Annotated in this window: 14 protein-coding genes; 7 read left to right on the top strand and 7 right to left on the bottom strand. The window is 68.4% G+C overall.

From position 1 onward, the window contains the following. Positions 1–14 precede the first annotated feature (14 nt). From PLC66_RS08420 to PLC66_RS08435, 4 genes are read left to right on the top strand one after another with little or no spacing between them, the layout of a single operon-like run. Positions 15–644 (top strand): YbhB/YbcL family Raf kinase inhibitor-like protein, encoded by a 630-nt coding sequence (locus PLC66_RS08420; RefSeq protein ID WP_324539303.1) that lies wholly within the window; start codon positions 15–17, stop codon positions 642–644. 49 nt (positions 645–693) lie between these two features. Then, on the top strand, positions 694–1629 hold the full coding sequence (locus PLC66_RS08425; protein ID WP_324539304.1) for a cobyrinic acid a,c-diamide synthase: 936 nt from the start codon (positions 694–696) through the stop codon (positions 1627–1629). A gap of 16 nt (positions 1630–1645) precedes the next feature. Beyond that, a complete protein-coding gene (locus PLC66_RS08430) occupies positions 1646–2785 on the top strand; it encodes a toxic anion resistance protein (RefSeq protein WP_324539306.1) in 1140 nt (379 codons plus the stop codon). A gap of 30 nt (positions 2786–2815) precedes the next feature. Further along, positions 2816–3616, top strand: coding sequence for an alpha/beta fold hydrolase (locus PLC66_RS08435; RefSeq protein ID WP_324539308.1), 801 nt, complete (start codon positions 2816–2818; stop codon positions 3614–3616). 46 nt (positions 3617–3662) lie between these two features. On the opposite strand, the gene PLC66_RS08440 is transcribed toward PLC66_RS08435, so the two are convergent. The 6 genes from PLC66_RS08440 to PLC66_RS08465 all read right to left on the bottom strand — a co-directional run bounded on the left by PLC66_RS08440 (position 3663) and on the right by PLC66_RS08465 (position 10391). Next, positions 3663–4139: a hypothetical protein gene (locus PLC66_RS08440; RefSeq protein ID WP_324539310.1), complete on the bottom strand. Its 477-nt coding sequence runs from the start codon at positions 4137–4139 to the stop codon at positions 3663–3665. Positions 4140–4206: 67 nt separating this feature from the next. Beyond that, the gene (locus PLC66_RS08445; RefSeq protein ID WP_324539312.1) at positions 4207–5673 is read right to left on the bottom strand and encodes a DegQ family serine endoprotease; all 1467 of its coding nucleotides are present in this window, start codon (positions 5671–5673) and stop codon (positions 4207–4209) included. A gap of 98 nt (positions 5674–5771) precedes the next feature. Further along, complete coding sequence (locus tag PLC66_RS08450) at positions 5772–7109, bottom strand: ATP-binding protein (protein ID WP_324539314.1); 1338 nt, start codon at positions 7107–7109, stop codon at positions 5772–5774. 69 nt (positions 7110–7178) lie between these two features. Beyond that, positions 7179–7841, bottom strand: coding sequence for a response regulator (locus PLC66_RS08455; RefSeq protein ID WP_324539316.1), 663 nt, complete (start codon positions 7839–7841; stop codon positions 7179–7181). A 49-nt stretch (positions 7842–7890) separates the two neighbouring features. Further along, on the bottom strand, positions 7891–8247 hold the full coding sequence (locus PLC66_RS08460; protein ID WP_324539318.1) for a diacylglycerol kinase: 357 nt from the start codon (positions 8245–8247) through the stop codon (positions 7891–7893). Beyond that, positions 8244–10391 (bottom strand): bifunctional DedA family/phosphatase PAP2 family protein, encoded by a 2148-nt coding sequence (locus PLC66_RS08465; protein ID WP_324539320.1) that lies wholly within the window; start codon positions 10389–10391, stop codon positions 8244–8246. The genes PLC66_RS08460 and PLC66_RS08465 overlap by 4 nt, the downstream gene beginning before the upstream one ends. 158 nt (positions 10392–10549) lie before the next feature. Here PLC66_RS08465 and PLC66_RS08470 point away from each other — a divergent pair, with 158 nt between their 5' ends. Beyond that, the gene (locus PLC66_RS08470; protein WP_324539322.1) at positions 10550–11230 is read left to right on the top strand and encodes an SDR family oxidoreductase; all 681 of its coding nucleotides are present in this window, start codon (positions 10550–10552) and stop codon (positions 11228–11230) included. Positions 11231–11238: 8 nt separating this feature from the next. On the opposite strand, the gene PLC66_RS08475 is transcribed toward PLC66_RS08470, so the two are convergent. Next, positions 11239–11889 carry a hypothetical protein gene (locus tag PLC66_RS08475; RefSeq protein ID WP_324539324.1) on the bottom strand — a complete coding sequence of 217 codons (651 nt, stop codon included), beginning with the start codon at positions 11887–11889 and terminating at the stop codon, positions 11239–11241. 137 nt (positions 11890–12026) lie between these two features. On the opposite strand from PLC66_RS08475, the gene PLC66_RS08480 reads away from it, so the two are divergent. Together PLC66_RS08480 and PLC66_RS08485 are read left to right on the top strand one after the other, a co-directional pair. Next, positions 12027–12842 (top strand): NYN domain-containing protein, encoded by an 816-nt coding sequence (locus PLC66_RS08480; protein ID WP_324539326.1) that lies wholly within the window; start codon positions 12027–12029, stop codon positions 12840–12842. A gap of 297 nt (positions 12843–13139) precedes the next feature. Beyond that, a complete protein-coding gene (locus PLC66_RS08485) occupies positions 13140–14891 on the top strand; it encodes a DUF4062 domain-containing protein (protein WP_324539328.1) in 1752 nt (583 codons plus the stop codon). Positions 14892–15188 lie beyond the last annotated feature (297 nt).

Here is a 15188-nt window from a genome sequence, read left to right on the forward strand (position 1 = left end):
GCGAGGAGACCGCCTTGAAACTGACCAGCCAGAGCTTTACCGACGGTGCCGCCATTCCCGGCGAGTTCGCCTTCTGCATCCCGGCCGAGCAAGGCCACGTCTGCCTCGGTGCCAATCGCAACCCGCAGCTCGCGTGGGCGGACGTGCCGGCGGGCACGCGCTCCTTCGTGCTGATCTGCCACGACCCCGACGTGCCGAGCAAGGGCGACGACGTGAACCAGGAAGGGCGCAGCGTGCCCGCCAGCCTGGCGCGGGTCGACTTCTTCCACTGGGTGGTGGTGGACCTGCCCGCTGAGCTGCGTGTGATCGATGCCGGCCACTTCTCGGGCGAGGTCACGCCCGGTGGCAAGCCGGGCCCCGAGACCGTGCTCGGCGCGCGCCACGGCGTCAACGACTACACCGCCTGGTTCGCCGGCGACGAGGCGATGAAGGGCGATTACCACGGCTACGACGGCCCCTGCCCGCCGTGGAACGACGAGATCGTGCACCACTACGTGTTCACGCTGTATGCGCTGGATGTGCCGCGCTGCGCCGTCGAGGGGCGCTTCACCGGGCAGGACGTGCGCGCCGCGATCGCCGGCCATGTGCTCGCCGAGGCCAGGCTCACCGGCACCTACACGCTCAACCCGGCGCTGCGGGCTTGAGCCGATGGTGGGCGCCGCCGGGCCTTAGTCCAGGCAAACGGAGATCCTGATGTTCGATTTCCTGCAGGGCTTCGCCTTTGGCCTGCTGGTGTCCTTCATGCCCTGGTTCGTGACCGGGCTGTATGACCCGCGCCTGGTCGTGCCCGAGGAGCTGGCCTCGCGCTGGCAGGTGATCCTGCGCTACGCGGTGGTGATGCCCGCGGTGGCGATGCTGTTGTTCCTGACCTCGCTGTGGGGCGGCTTCGGCGCCAGCCTCGGCGGCTGGCTGGCCGGACTGGCGGCGGTGCCGGTGGAGCTCTTCATCGAGCGGCGCTGGCGGCGCTGGCGTGCCGCCCGCGCCGGGCGCGATCGCGCCGCCGCCCGCGAGCGGCAGCGCCACGAGCTGGCCCAGGCGCGGCGCGAGCGCGACCTGCTGAGCCTGGACCCGGCGCTCGCCCCCACCGATGCCGACGCGGTCGTGCTGCAGCTGTGGGAGGTCAAGCGCGAGCTCGTCGACCTGCGCCGGCCCGACCTCGCGGTGCAGGCCGACCGCCTGTTCACCCGCTACCACCGCGCTCTCGATGTGCTCGACGACAAGTTCGACGCGCGCGAAGTCACCTACGAGCGCGCCCGCGGCCTGGTCGGCGAGGTCGGCCGCGAGGCTGCGGCCGGGCTGGGCGCGATGGTCGAGCTGGTGCAGGGCAGTGCCGGCCTGGATGCCGACTTCGTGCGCGAACGGCTCGGGCGCGAGGCCGCGCGGCTCAACCCCACCGAGCGCGAGGCCCTGCAACGCCGCCTCGCGATTGCCGACGAGACCGAGCGCCGGCTGGCCGAGATCGCCGCCGGCAACGAGGCGGCGCTGACCGCGCTCGACGACGTCGCGGTTGCGGTGGCCCGCATCGACACCGGCCGCGGCCAGGGCGCCGCGGCGGGCAACATGGAGCAGGCGCTGCAGGAGCTGCGCCGCTTCGCCGAGCGCGCCGGCCTGTACGGCCGCCAGCCCTGAACCGAGGAGTGCTGCAATGAGCTTGTCCCTGCCCCCGATCGAGGAGATCGCGCGCCAAGCGGTTCCGTCCCAGCCCGCCGACGCGCCCGAAGACCCGGAACTCGCCGCCACCGCCGACGCCTTCGTGCGTGACGCCCTCGCCGCGGACGAGGCGGCGCTGCACCGCCAGCGCGAGGCGGTCGACAGTATGGGCGTCGACCTGCAGCGCCAGGCGGCCTGGCGCAGCGAGATGCTGCAGGCGCCGATCCGCAAGCTCGCCCACCAGGGCGACGAAGGCGGCCCGGTGGCGCAGGCGCTGATTGCGCTGCGCGACAAGATGCAGGAGCTCGATCCCGCCCGCCAGAAGCTGAGCGGCGAGGGCCTGTCGCGCGCCTTGTCCTTCATCCCCGGCGTCGGCAAGCCGATGCAGCGCTACTTCCAGAAATACGAGAAGGCGCAGGATGCGCTCGACGCCATCATCGGCGACCTGCAGGGCGGCGCCGACATGCTGCGCCGCGACAACCTCACCCTGGCCGACGATCAGCAGTCCCTGCGCGCCATCCTCGCCCAGCTCGAGCGCCAGGTCGAACTCGGGCGCATGATCGACCGGCGGCTGGCGCGCGAGGCGGCCTCTGCCACCCTGCCCGCGCCGCGGCGCGCCTTCGTCGAGGAAGAGCTGCTGTTCCCGCTGCGCCAGCGCATCATCGACCTGCAGCAGCAGGTAGCAGTGAGCCAGCAGGGCGTGCTCGCGCTCGAGGTCGTCATCCGCAACAACCGCGAGCTGATCCGCGGCGTCGATCGTGCGATCAACGTCACCGTGTCGGCGCTCAACGTCGCCGTCACGGTGGCGCTCGGGCTGGCCAACCAGCGCCTGGTGCTCGACCGCGTCGCCGCGCTCAATGAGACCACCTCGGCGCTGATCGCCGGCACCGCCCAGGCGCTGCGCACCCAGGGCGTGGACATCCAGACCCGCGCCGCGTCGGCCATGCTCGACATGGGCCAGCTCGAGCAGGCCTTCGCCGACGTGATCGGCGCCATCGACGACCTGTCGCGCTACCGCCGCGAGGCCCTGCCCAGGCTCGACGCCCAGATCGACCGCCTCGCCGCACTGGCGCAGCAGGGCGAGCAGGCCATCCGCCGCATGGACGAAGGCAACCGGGCCGAGCCGCCACCCTGACAACCCACCCGAATTTTTTCAGGCAGGAACATGAAACATCAACACACCACGAGTCAGGACTCCTGGGTCGAAGGTCCTCACGGTCGCCTCTTCGTCCGCACCTGGTCACCCGAAGTGCCCGCGCAACGGGCGCCGATCATCCTGTTGCACGACTCGCTCGGCAGCGTCGAATTGTGGCGCGGGTTTCCCGCGGCGCTGTGCAAGGCCATCGGCCGCCAGGTGGTGGCCTACGACCGCCTCGGCTTCGGCCATTCCGACCCGCATCCGGCGACGCTCGCGCTCGACTTCATCGCCCGCGAGGCCGAAGGCGACTTTGCCGCCGTCGTCCGCCAGTTCGGCTTCGAACGCTTCATCGTCTTTGGTCACAGCGTGGGCGGCGGCATGGCGGTGAGTTGCGCTGCGCGCCACGGCGCGGCCTGCGTCGGGCTCATTACCGAATCCGCCCAGGCCTTCGTCGAGGACCGCACCGTCGAGGGGCTCGAGGAGGCGCGGGTGTTGTTCAAGGATCCGGTCCAGATCGAGCGACTCAAGCGCTACCACGGCGAAAAGGCCCAGTGGGTGCTCGATGCCTGGATCGAATCCTGGCTGGACCCGGCGTTTGCAACCTGGTCCCTGCGCCCCGTGCTGCCCCAGGTCAAATGCCCGACCCTGGCCATTCACGGCATCGACGACGAATATGGTTCGTCAGCGCATCCCGAGCTGATCGCCGGACTCTGCGGCGGGCCGGCGCAACTGCAACTCATGGCGGACACGCGCCATGTGCCGCACCGGGAAAGGGAGACGGAAGTGATCGAGTTGCTCAAGCCCTTCATCAGCGCACTGGCCGCCTAGCCCCTAGCCCTGGCGCCTGCATTCGCGCTCGGCCCAGGGACCGTGACTACGCGTCGGCAAATGCCCTCAATCTGGTTTCCAGTGCCGCTGTGGACGTCGTGAAGTGCAGATAGGACACCATGCCCGGCGCAATCCGGATGCGCTGCACGTCGGTCAGACCGCGCGCGCGCAGCAGGACGGTGTAGCTGCCATTCGGTAACGGACCCACCATGCTGTCGCCATCGAGCGCGATCTGCATCACCTTGCGCCCACTTGCATCGATCACGCGCAGGTCGGCCAGGCCGCGGTGGCCGCTGCTTGCTAGGGCGGTCGGCGCGGGCAGGGCGAAGCGGTGCTGGAAGAGGGCGGCTTCGTCCGCGGCCAGCGTTGCCGACCCGCTGTCCTCGCGGCTGGTACGCGTCGGCTCGCCGCGGTCGCTGTCGGCCAGGGCGGGGGCGGCAGTGAAGCCGACCGCGAATGTCGTCGCCGCCAGTTGCAGAAAACGCTTGATCGTTCGAGCCGAGATGCCGCGCTTGCCTTTCATGGATGTCTCCTCGTGGCGCCGTGCAGAGCGCGGCGCACAGTGGTTGAAAAGGGTGATGCCTTTGGTGTCAGCCGAGTTCGATCGGCACGAAAATGCGCGCATCGTCGCGCTGGATCAGCAGGGCGATGTGACGGCCGGCACCATCGATCTGGCGGCGAAGCTCTTCGACGCTGCTGATCGGACGACCATTGACGGCGAGGATCACGTCGCCCGGCGCGATGCCTGCTCGCGCCGCGGGCCCGCCCGCATCGAGAACCAGCAGGCCGCCATCCGTCGCCGCCTCCTGTCTTTCCTGTGAATCGAGCGGGCGCACGGCCACACCCAGCCGGCCCTGATCGATGGCGCTCGTCTCATCGCTGGCGACCAACGCGGCCTTCATCTCGCCGACGGCAACGGTCATCGAGCGCGAACTGCCGGCGCGCCAGACTTCCACGGCGACGGCCTGGCCCGGTGTCATTGCGGCGACTTTGGGCGGCAGTTCGGCAGAGGATGTGATCGCTTCGCCGTCGAACTTGAGGATCACGTCGCCGGCTTCCAGGCCCGCCTTCTCGGCCGGGCTGTCGGTCTCGACCCGGCTCACCAGGGCGCCGCGCGGCGCATCGAGACCGAAGGATTCGGCCAGCGCCTGGCTGACGTCCTGCACGGCCACGCCGAGCCGGCCGCGGGTGACCTTGCCGTGCGCAAGCAACTGGTCCTTGATCCGGGCCGCGACATCGATCGGGATCGCGAACGACAGACCCTGGTAGCCACCGGACTGGCTGTAGATCTGCGAGTTGATACCGACCACCTCACCCTTGAGATTGAGCAGTGGCCCGCCCGAATTGCCCGGGTTGATGGCGACGTCGGTCTGAATGAAGGGGACATAGCCCTCGTCGGGCAGCGAGCGCGACTTGGCCGAGATGATGCCCGCCGTCACGGTGTTCTCGAAGCCGAAGGGCGCGCCGATGGCGAGCACCCAGTCGCCGACCCGCGTCTGCGCGGGGTTGCCGAGCGGCACCGTGGGAAGATCGTGGGCGTCGATCTTGAGGACGGCGACGTCGGTCGGCTTGTCGACACCGATCACCTTGGCGTCGAACTCGCGCTTGTCGGTGAGCTTGACGCGGACCACGCTGGCGTTATCGACGACGTGGGCGTTGGTCAGGATCACGCCGTCGGCGCTGACGATGAAACCCGAGCCCATGCCGCGCCTGAGCTGCTCGCCCGGTGGCGATCTGAGCTGTGGGCCGAAACGGCGGAGAAAGTCCTGGAATGGGTCTTCGGGATCGATACCCCCGAAGGGCGGCTCGATTGCCGCGGCTGTCTTGACCATGCCTTCGACGCTGATGTTCACCACCGCCGGCCCGAAGCGCTCGACGATGCTCTGGAAGCTGGGCAGCGCGACGGTGGGGCTGGGGCTGGAGATGGGCGACGGCGTGCCGACTGCAACGGCCTCGGCATGTGCCGCCGGGGCGAAATGGACGCCGCCGTAGGCGCCCACGAGGATGCTGGCGATGGCGCTGGTGACCACGCCGAGCTTGACGAACCTGGCCTTCATGTCTAACCGCCTCCTGATGCTGGGGCGGGCACGTTCAGCCCGCGACAGGTGCAGATTAAGGCCGGCGGACTTAACCGAAACTTAAGACGGCGCGTGGCTCAGTGCGCGGCTGGCACAGGCGGGAAACCCACCGCGACGCGCAGGCCACCCAGCGCCGAGGTATCGAGTACCAGGCGCGCGCCATGGCGCTCGGCGATGCTGCGCACGATCGCGAGTCCGAGGCCGGTGCCGGATTGGTCCTGGCCGGCGCCGCGGTAGAAGCGGTCGAGCACGCGCGCGCGCTCGTCGGCAGGGATGCCGGGGCCGCTGTCGCAGACGTCGAGCCAGTTGCGCGCATCCTTGGTGTCGGCGGCGTCACGGCGTACGCCGAGGTCGATGCGACCACCCTCCGGGGTGTAGCGGATGGCGTTGTCGATCAGGTTGGCGACGAGGGTGCGCAGCGCAGCCGCATCACCGCGGACGACAGCGCTGTCGTCGAGCGCGTCCGCGCCCAGGTCGATGCGGCGCGCTTCGGCCAGCGCCGCGTGATCGACCAGCGTCTGCCGCGCGATGTCGGCCAGTCTCAGGTCCTCGTGCTCGGCCGTATTGGCGGCATCCGGCTCCTGTCGCGCCAGGGTGAGCAGTTGCTGCACCAGATGGGTGGTGCGCTGCAGTCCGGCACGCAGTTCGGCCAGCGCGGCGGCGCGCGCGTCGGGCGCGGTCGCACGTTCGCACAGCTGCAACTGGATCTGCAGCGCGGCGAGCGGTGTGCGCAGTTCGTGCGCGGCGTCGGCGACGAAGGCACGCTGCGCGCTCAGCGCCTGTGCGAGCCGGTCGAGCAGATGGTTGAGGGCACGTACCAGGGGCTGCGCCTCGTCGGGTACGTGCTCGGCGCACAGCGGGTCGAGCGAGTCCGGGTGGCGCAGGGCGACGTCATGGGCGAGGCGCTCCAGTGGCCGCAATCCGCGGCTGATGAGATACCAGATCAAGGCACCGAAGAGTGGTGTGACCGCCAGCAGCGGGAGCAGCATGCGCAATGCCGCGTCGGCGGCGAGGCGGTTGCGCACCGACATCGGCTGGGCGACCTGGATCACGCGGTCGAGCAGCGGGATCGAGAACACGCGCCAAGTGCCCTCTGCCGTGCGAACGGTGCTGTAGCCCAACTGCGCGAGCGCGGGCAGGGTGGCGTGCGGGCGGGAAAGATAGAGTCTGACGCCTCTGTTGTCCCAGACCTGGATGACGAAATCGAGCGACTCCTCGGGCGGGGCAAGCGGGGTGGCCACGGGCGGCCCGAACTGCTGGTCGCGCAACGAGAGTGCGAGCTGGCGCAACTGGTAGTCCATCAAGTGGTCGATCTCGGTGCGCGCCGCGCTGAAGGTGGCGAGCCCGCCGGCGAGAAAGACCACCACCAGTGCGGCGAGCAGTGACAGCAGCAGGGTACGACGCAGGGAGTTCATCGGCTTGTCCCGGGCTGCAGGCTGCGGGTCGTGGCAGGCGAGCGGACGCCACGCAGGCGCGCCGCAGGCTCAGGCTTGCGCCGGCACGAAATAGCCCACACCGCGCAGGTTCCGGATCCAGTGCGGGCCCAGCTTGCGGCGCAGGGCATGGATGTGAACCTCGACCGCATTGCTTTCGACGTCGTCGTCCCAGCCATAGATGCGTTCTTCCAGTTGCGTGCGCGACAGCGGCTTGCCCGGGGTTTCCAGCAAGGCGCGCAGGAGCGCGAATTCTCGGCCGGACAAGCGCACGGGCGTGCCGTCGAGTGTGACCTGGTGCGTTGCCGGATCAAGCTGCAGCGCACCGAGCGTGATGAGCGGCGTGGCCGTGCCGCGCTGGCGGCGCAGCAGGGCGCGAATGCGTGCGCCCAGTTCGTCCAGATCGAAGGGCTTGACCAGGTAGTCGTCGGCGCCGGCGTCAAGGCCGCGCACGCGGTCGGCGACCGTGTCGCGCGCGGTCATCACCAGCACCGGCATCGTCCTGCCCGCCGCACGCAGACGCTGCAGCAGGGTGATGCCGTCGCGGCGCGGCAGCCCGAGATCGAGCAGGACCATCTCGTAAGCGTGGTCGGTGATGGCGAGCTCGGCGGCGATGCCATCGCGCACCCAGTCGACGGTGTAGCCGTCGTCGCGCAGCGCGCGCTGCACGCCGGCACCGATCATGGGGTCGTCCTCGATCAGGAGCAGACGCATGGCGGTCGGTGCATGAGGATCTGGAGCGGGGTAACCATTGCCCGGGTGGCTAGGCCACGAGCGTCGCGTACAGGGCAAGCACGGCGACGATCGCCGCGCCGGCGCTCATCACCAGCACCATGCCGGCGAGCATGTCCTTTACCTTGCCGATGCTGGGGTGGATCTCCGGATGCAGGTGGTCGGCCAGCGCCTCCATCGCCGAGTTCGCCAGCTCGGCGACGAGCACCAGGGTGATGCACAGCACGATCAGGCCCCACCACAGCGCGGCGGGGCGGACGAGGGCGAACACGACGAGGGTGACGAGCCCGAGCCCGACCTCGATACGGAAATTGCGCTCGGCCGCCCAGGCGCCGCGGATGCCGGCGCAAGCGTTGCGGACTTTGTCGGGAAAGGACTGGTTCTTCATCGCCTCGGGCTGTCTGGATCACACGGTCGCACTGCATCGGGCCCCGTCCCCGTATCGAGCAGCCACAGCTGCCCCGCCGTGAAGAAGCTGCCGCCCATCGAATAGGTGCCGATCAGCGGCGGGACGAAAGGGCGGCGGCAAGCCGTCAAGGTCGGGTCCATGGTCTCGAGCGTGTGGACGAAGCGTTCGGTCGCGGCATCCACATCGGGCGCAACCGTGTGCACGATACCCCAGCGCACGCCCGTGTATTCTCGCGCCACCCCCACGAAAACCTCGCGCTGCCCGAGTCGGAAAGAAGTCCGCCAGAGGCGCAGCGCTGCGACTGCGCTGCCCGCGGACCGCTGCAGCGGCTGCTGGAAAGCGAACTCGTTGAGGTGATCGTTCCACAGCGTCGGCGCCTGGGGCGCGGTGGTGTAATCGAGCCCTTCGCGCGCCAGGCGCAGCAGGCTCCGCGGCGTGGGGTTGTCGGCGGCGATCCAGCCCGCCTGCCTGAGCAGGGCGCGCAGTTCGTCCTCATCGCGCGCCACGATGACGAAGGACAGCGGTTGCTCCGGCCGGCCCAGCATCGTCGTCGTGGCGCGCAAGCCTTCGGCCTGGACCAGCTCCGGCAGCGCTCGATCGACCTGAACGGGCGCTGCCGCCGTTGGGGTGCGAACCGACAGGGGTTTGGTCAGGGCGTAGCCGAGGGCGCCGGCGACCACGACCGCCATCAGTCCCGCGGCCATCGCCTTGTGCAGCCCGGCGCTCGGCGCATGCCAGGCGATCCGCCCCCTGGCGGCGAGCCACTCGTTCACGCTGATGCCCACGATCAACCACATCGTGCCGACCAGGTAGCCGGCCCACACGTCGCTCAGATAATGCACACCCAGCACGATGCGGCTGAGGCCAATCAACAGCACCAGGCCGGCGGTGGCGAAGAACAGCCTGACGCGCGTGTTCCAGCCCGCTGCTATGCGAATCAACAGGTAGCCGACGAAGGCATAGACCGCAACCGACAAGGTGGCGTGGCCGCTCGGGAAGGAATGGCTGGGCTCGAACAGCACCGCCTCCTCCGGCCGCGGGCGCTGGAAGGCGAGCTTGCCGAGCGTGGTGAACACTGAAGCACCCAGCACCGACAGCAACAGGCCCACCGCTGCGAAGCTACGGTTCAGCAAGTACAGCAGCAGGCAGGTGGCGATCGTCACCGTACCGAGCACTGCCGGCGCGCCCAGGTTGGTGATCCACGCCACCGGCGCAATGAATGCCGACGGGCGGTAGCGGGCGATCAACTGCGCGGCCGCGTGATCGACCGCGACGATGGTGTCGGACGTGAGCACATCCTCGACCACGCCGGCGAACAGGGCGAGCGCGTACAAGAAAGCCAGCCCGAGGAGCGTCAGCGGCAAGCCGAAGAAGTGCGAGCGGTCGAGCCGTTGGGCGATGAGGCGCACGCTGCGCGGATGGCGGCGCAACAACCGGCGTACGTAGGGATTGCTCGCCAGCCCGGCCCGGATCGAGCGGCTCAGCGACACCGCCAATCGCCACAAGCGCCGACCCTGGCGCAGCACATGGCGCTGCAGCAGCCACAACAGCCCGCCGGCCAGCAGCACGGCCACCAGCGCGATCCCCGCACGCGACATCCAGAGCTGCGCCAGCTTGAGCGAATGCCCGAAGACGTAGCCGGCACCGATCCACTGCACGCCCCAGCCGACCGCGCCGAGGACATTCCACAGCATGAAGCTGCCATGGCGCATGCCCACCGTTCCCGCGACCAGTGGTGCGATCTCCTTCACGCTCGGGATGAAGCGCGCGAGAAAGACGCTCTTCGCCCCATGGCGATCGAAGAAACGGCGTGCCCGCGTGAAATGATCCGGGGTCAGGAACCACACGCCATTGCACATCCATTGCTTGCCGTAGCGCTGTCCCAGCCAGTAGTTCAGGTTATCGCCGGCCGCCGCACCGGCCACGGCAAACCCCAGCAGATAGGCAAAATCCAGCGATCCGTGGGCCGCAAGCGCCCCCAGCAGCAGCAATAGCGTCGAGCCGGGCAGGAACAGCCCCGCCACAATCACGGTCTCGAGCAGCGCGACCAGGAAAGCCGCCACGTAGCCGAGCAGGTGGGCGTGCTCGATGGAGGGCAGGATTGCGGCGAAGAACTTGTCCATCGAGGGGGCCTGTTGTGCGAATCACGTCCGCTGGATCGCTGCCGTGTTCATGCGCGCCGGCATGGTCGATGCGGGCGGCGAAACGGCGCTGGATTTTATCGCCCGCGCAGCCTAGGTTGAGCGTGCATCCGTCGTGAGAGCATTCCGGGAGACCGATCATGGAAAACGCATTGGCCGGCAAGCGCGTCCTCATCACCCAGGCGACCGCCTTCATGGGCCCTGTGCTGTGCGAGGTCTTCGCCGAGCAAGGCGCCGAGGTGATCGCCAGCACCGATGATCTTGTCGAGGCGGATGCGGCCGAGCGGGTTGTCCGCGCGGCCGGGCACATCGACGTGCTGGTCGCCAATCTGGCCATCAAGGCGCCATCGACGCCTGCCGTCGAGGTCACCGACGCCGAGTGGCGGGATGTCTTCGCCGCGCTGGTGGATCCGCTGCCACGCCTGGTGCGCGCCGCCGCGCCGGGCATGATCGAGCGCCGCGCGGGCAAGATCCTGCTGATGGGCAGCGCCGCCGCCTTGCGCGGCATGAAGCGCGCGTCCACCTACAGTGCCGCGCGCGGCGCGCAACTCGCCTACGTGCAGGCCATCGGCGTGGAGCTGGCCGCGCACAACGTGCAGGTCAATGCCGTCGCGCAGAACTTCGTCGACAACCCCACCTATTTCCCGCCGGAGGTGCAGGCCAACCCGCGCTTCCAGGAGCGGCTCGCGCGCGAGGTGCCGCTGGGCCGGCTGGTGTCGGCACGCGAGGATGCGCTGTTCGCGGCCTATCTGTGCAGCGGCGCGGCGGATTGCTTCGTCGGCCAGGTGTTCCCGGTGTGTGGCGGCTGGGTGGGGCGGTAGGTGAGGCCTCAGGGCCCTGCGCCGTCGGGCGGCCAGCCGGGCAGCGCGGCAGGTAGCAAGCCGCGCAGGCCGCGGGTGAGCGTGCCCGCACGCTCGAGTTCGCCGGCCACGTGCTCGACTGCGGCCCATACGTCAGGCCGCTGCAAGGTGAGCACCGTCAGCGCGGCCGCGTGGTCGAACGCGTCGCGCGCTGGCAGCAGCCAGGACAGATCCTCCGCCTGCCGCACTTCATCGAACTCGCCCGTCGGGCACAGGCGCACCGTCTCGCCGCGGAAGAGCTGCTCGGCCGCCGGCCCGGCCATCAGGCCCACCATCTGCGCGCGGATCTCGCGCTGCTGCCGCGCGCTGAAGCCTTCCACCTGCGCCCGCCCCTCGGCGCGCTGCAACAGCTGCGGGTGACCCTTGCCGTCCGGATGCAGGCAGCCCTCGTTCATCAGCCAGCGCAGGAATTGCCGCGGCAGCACCAAGTCCGCCTTCTCGCACAGTCCCCACAGGCCGGTGCACATGCGTCCGTTACGGATGTCGGTGCGCCAGGCCGCGGCCCCTTCGTCGGCGACCTCCAGCCGATAGACCGACACGCCGCCGAGCGCGAACGCCACGGCGTGGCCGGCCTCGTGGATGCAGGTGGCGCGGCGCTGGGCGTGGGTCAGTGGGGTCATGCTTGCGTTCCTGCGGGCGGCCGGGGCGCCGCCAGAGGATCGCGGCGGCAGGGCGAAGCTTTGCACATCGCGCGGGTGCCCGGAAGCAGGGGTGCGCCGACTATACTCGGCGCATAGTCGAATTCGATAGGTGATCCATGCAGCCGAAAACAGTCGTCCGGGTCGAGGCCGAAGAGCCCGCCAAACGTCTCGCCGTTCTCATCGACGCGGATAACGCGCAGGCCGGGGTCATCGAGGGCCTGCTCGAGGAGGTCGCGCGCTTCGGCGAAGCCACGGTCCGGCGGATCTACGGCGACTTCACCTCGCCCACCAGCGCATCGTGGAAGAAGGTCCTGAATCGCTACTCGATCAAGCCCGTCCAGCAGTTCGCCTACACGACGGGCAAGAACGCGACCGACAGCACCATGATCATCGACGCGATGGATCTGCTGTACACGCGCCGCTTCGATGGCTACTGCCTGGTGACCAGCGACAGCGACTTCACCGGCCTGGCCGTGCGGCTGCGGGAAGAGGGCCTGCTGGTCTATGGATTCGGCGAGCAGAAGACCCCCGAGGCATTCCGCAACGCCTGCCACAAGTTCATCTTCACCGAAGTGCTGCGCAAGCCGGCTGCTGCGGCCGAAGCCACTGCGTCGGCGAACGGATCATCGCCCGCGGTCGAGGCCCCCGAGGTGCCCCCGGTGTCGGCTAACGCGATCGCGCGCCCGGCCTTTCCGACCGACTTTCTGATGGAAGCGCTCGAGAAATCGGCTGACGATTCCGGATGGGCTCACCTCGGGACATTCGGCAGTTACCTGCAGAAAATCCAGCCGGATTTCGATTCGCGGCTTCACGGGTACAAGAAGCTGTCTGATCTGGTACGCGGGCGGGAGGATCTGTTCGTGACCGAGGAACGGGGCGCGCCGGGTGGGACGAGCAAGGTGCTCTATATTCGGGCGAAGAACAAAGGGTAGTGGGTGGAGGCGTTCAACGCGAATTCACACATTCGGCCACTTGCTGTCCTTCGGTCCTCGGGTGGACCTGCTGCCGGGGCGGCGGCTCCGCTTGGACAGCTGCCGTTTGGCCATCGAGTACGTTTTGCCCAAAGTACGGCTCAGGGAATCTGCTCGAAGCCGCGCCGGTTCAAGATCTCAGTCAGTTGCAGCGGCATCGGGCCGAAAAAGCAAATACGCGGATCAGGCACGCACTACGATTGGATGAGTTGAATTGCATGGCGGTCGTCATGCGTGCGCTCACGGGAGGAGAATTCTGTGACTCGACCGAGGATTTTCTTGTCTGCCGTAAGTACGGAACTGCGCACCGCACGACAGGCGGTGGCCCGCACGGTCCGCACGCTCGGTTACGACCCGGTTTCGCAGGATGACTTTCCGACGGGTTATGGGGAGCTGCGCCAATGGCTACGTGAACAGATTGACGGCTGTGAGGGGCTGATCCAGCTGGTCGGCGACGCGTATGGCGCCGAGCCGCCCGACGCAGATCACGAGTTTGGCCGTGTTTCGTACACCCAGTTCGAGCTGCTCTACGCCCTTCGTAAAGGGAAGAAGACCTGGGTTGTACTCGTCAGCGATCGCTGCGCACGCGACCATGCCGCCTCGGAACTTGATCTTCCTGAGAATGCAGCAGGGCTCGAGCCAGCCGCCGTTCAGGACTGGCAAGCCGAGCGAAAGGCTCTCCAGCAGTCGTATCGCGACCGACTCGTTCGTGAGAACCACCTGCGCCACACAGCCAACGACGATACCGCGCTCGAGAACATCATCCTCAAGCTGCGCGACGAACTCGCTGAACTGCGTCGCACGGACGAGATCCGGCAGCGCAGGCTGTGGAAGGGCGTCGTCGCCGTCTTGATCGGGCTGCTGGTGCTGGGTGGGGGTGGCTGGTGGGCGACCCAACACCTGAAGTCCACCGTGCAAGAGGTCGCTGTCGTGGATACGGAGAAAATCCGCGCCCATCTGCTCACGACCATCGAGGAAACCCATCGCCAGGAGTTGGCCGAGGCCGAGTCGGCTGGCGACTGGCGCGAACGGCAGCAGCGGCGCGAGGCGGCCGACGCTGCCCACGCCGTGCGGCGGATGCGGGTCGATGAGCTCGCCACCTCGTTTGCAGAAATCGAGGCACGGGGCAATTCGACCAGTGTCTTCCAGGAACTGAGCCGAATTCTTGCCGAACAAGGCGTCGACGAGGCGATCACCTACATGGCGGCCCAGAAGACGTCCATCCTTCAGTCGGTGCGCGCCCGTGCCGCAGCCACCCATGAGCGCAACCGCAGCGAACTCGAGCCGCTGCTGCGCACTGCCGCGCTGTACGAGGCAAAGGCGCAGGCGACCGAGGCCCGTGCCCTGTATGCCGAAATCCTTGATATTGAACCGGACTGGCCTCAAGCGCTTCACGCAGCATTCTGGTTTCACACTGAACAGGGCGATCGGGCGCGCAGCTACGCCTCGCTGGCCGATGCCTCGCGCGACTATCAGGAAGCGCAGCGTCTTGCGCAGCAACTGACCGGCGCTGATCCGGAGAACACCGAATGGCAGCGCGACCTGTCGGTGAGCCACGACCGGATCGGCAACGTCCTGGTGGCCCAGGGCGACGGCGCGGGCGCGCTCGCCGCGTACCGCGAGAGCCTGGCGATCGCCGAGGCGCTGGCCGGGCGCGATCCGGCCAACACCGGGTGGCAGCGCGACCTGTCGGTGAGCCACGAGAAGATCGGCGACGTCCTGGTGGCCCAGGGCGACGGCGCGGGCGCGCTCGCCGCGTACCGCGAGAGCCTGGCGATCGCCGAGGCGCTGGCCGGGCGCGATCCGGCCAACACCGGGTGGCAAGTCGATCTCGCCGTCTCGTACAGCAAGCTCGGAAATCATGACGGTCTCGCCGTCACGGAGCGGCGCGACTTTCTGCTGCGGGGACGCAAGCTTCTTCAGGAACTGAAGGAGGCCGGGCGGCTGCATCCCAGTCAGGATTACGTTGCCTGGTTCGATGCTGCCTTGGCGAGGCTGCCTTCGCCCTAGCGGCCCTGGCCGTCGGATGGCGTTATAGGCTGACCGATTGACATTGGACAAGCAGCGTTGTCGTGCCAAATGACAGAATCATCACGCATCCGCAAACATACCAGCTATGGTGGCGTTGCTCGCGAACGGCGGGTTCGCGCGGGAAAGAGCCGCTCAGGCTTCGCTTCAGCGACCGGCGGGTCAGGGTCGCAAGGCGCCGACACCGATGATCTCGACATTCCACTGCCGTCTGCCCTACGAGCATCCCGATCAACATGAAGACCCTGAACATCCTTTGGCAGCGCCTCGTGACGCCGG

Source organism: Thauera sp., assembly GCF_035444905.1.
Taxonomy (GTDB): domain Bacteria; phylum Pseudomonadota; class Gammaproteobacteria; order Burkholderiales; family Rhodocyclaceae; genus Thauera.

What these genes read in the sequence shown, in the direction of transcription:
- PLC66_RS08425 (WP_324539304.1), top strand. Translation starts at nt 694, where the DNA reads ATGTTCGATTTCCTGCAGGGCTTCGCCTTTGGCCTGCTGGTGTCCTTC.
- PLC66_RS08460 (WP_324539318.1), bottom strand. Translation starts at nt 8,247, where the DNA reads ATGAAGAACCAGTCCTTTCCCGACAAAGTCCGCAACGCTTGCGCCGGC.
- PLC66_RS08430 (WP_324539306.1), top strand. Translation starts at nt 1,646, where the DNA reads ATGAGCTTGTCCCTGCCCCCGATCGAGGAGATCGCGCGCCAAGCGGTT.
- PLC66_RS08470 (WP_324539322.1), top strand. Translation starts at nt 10,550, where the DNA reads ATGGAAAACGCATTGGCCGGCAAGCGCGTCCTCATCACCCAGGCGACC.
- PLC66_RS08440 (WP_324539310.1), bottom strand. Translation starts at nt 4,139, where the DNA reads ATGAAAGGCAAGCGCGGCATCTCGGCTCGAACGATCAAGCGTTTTCTG.
- PLC66_RS08475 (WP_324539324.1), bottom strand. Translation starts at nt 11,889, where the DNA reads ATGACCCCACTGACCCACGCCCAGCGCCGCGCCACCTGCATCCACGAG.
- PLC66_RS08480 (WP_324539326.1), top strand. Translation starts at nt 12,027, where the DNA reads ATGCAGCCGAAAACAGTCGTCCGGGTCGAGGCCGAAGAGCCCGCCAAA.
- PLC66_RS08465 (WP_324539320.1), bottom strand. Translation starts at nt 10,391, where the DNA reads ATGGACAAGTTCTTCGCCGCAATCCTGCCCTCCATCGAGCACGCCCAC.
- PLC66_RS08445 (WP_324539312.1), bottom strand. Translation starts at nt 5,673, where the DNA reads ATGAAGGCCAGGTTCGTCAAGCTCGGCGTGGTCACCAGCGCCATCGCC.
- PLC66_RS08450 (WP_324539314.1), bottom strand. Translation starts at nt 7,109, where the DNA reads ATGAACTCCCTGCGTCGTACCCTGCTGCTGTCACTGCTCGCCGCACTG.
- PLC66_RS08455 (WP_324539316.1), bottom strand. Translation starts at nt 7,841, where the DNA reads ATGCGTCTGCTCCTGATCGAGGACGACCCCATGATCGGTGCCGGCGTG.
- PLC66_RS08435 (WP_324539308.1), top strand. Translation starts at nt 2,816, where the DNA reads ATGAAACATCAACACACCACGAGTCAGGACTCCTGGGTCGAAGGTCCT.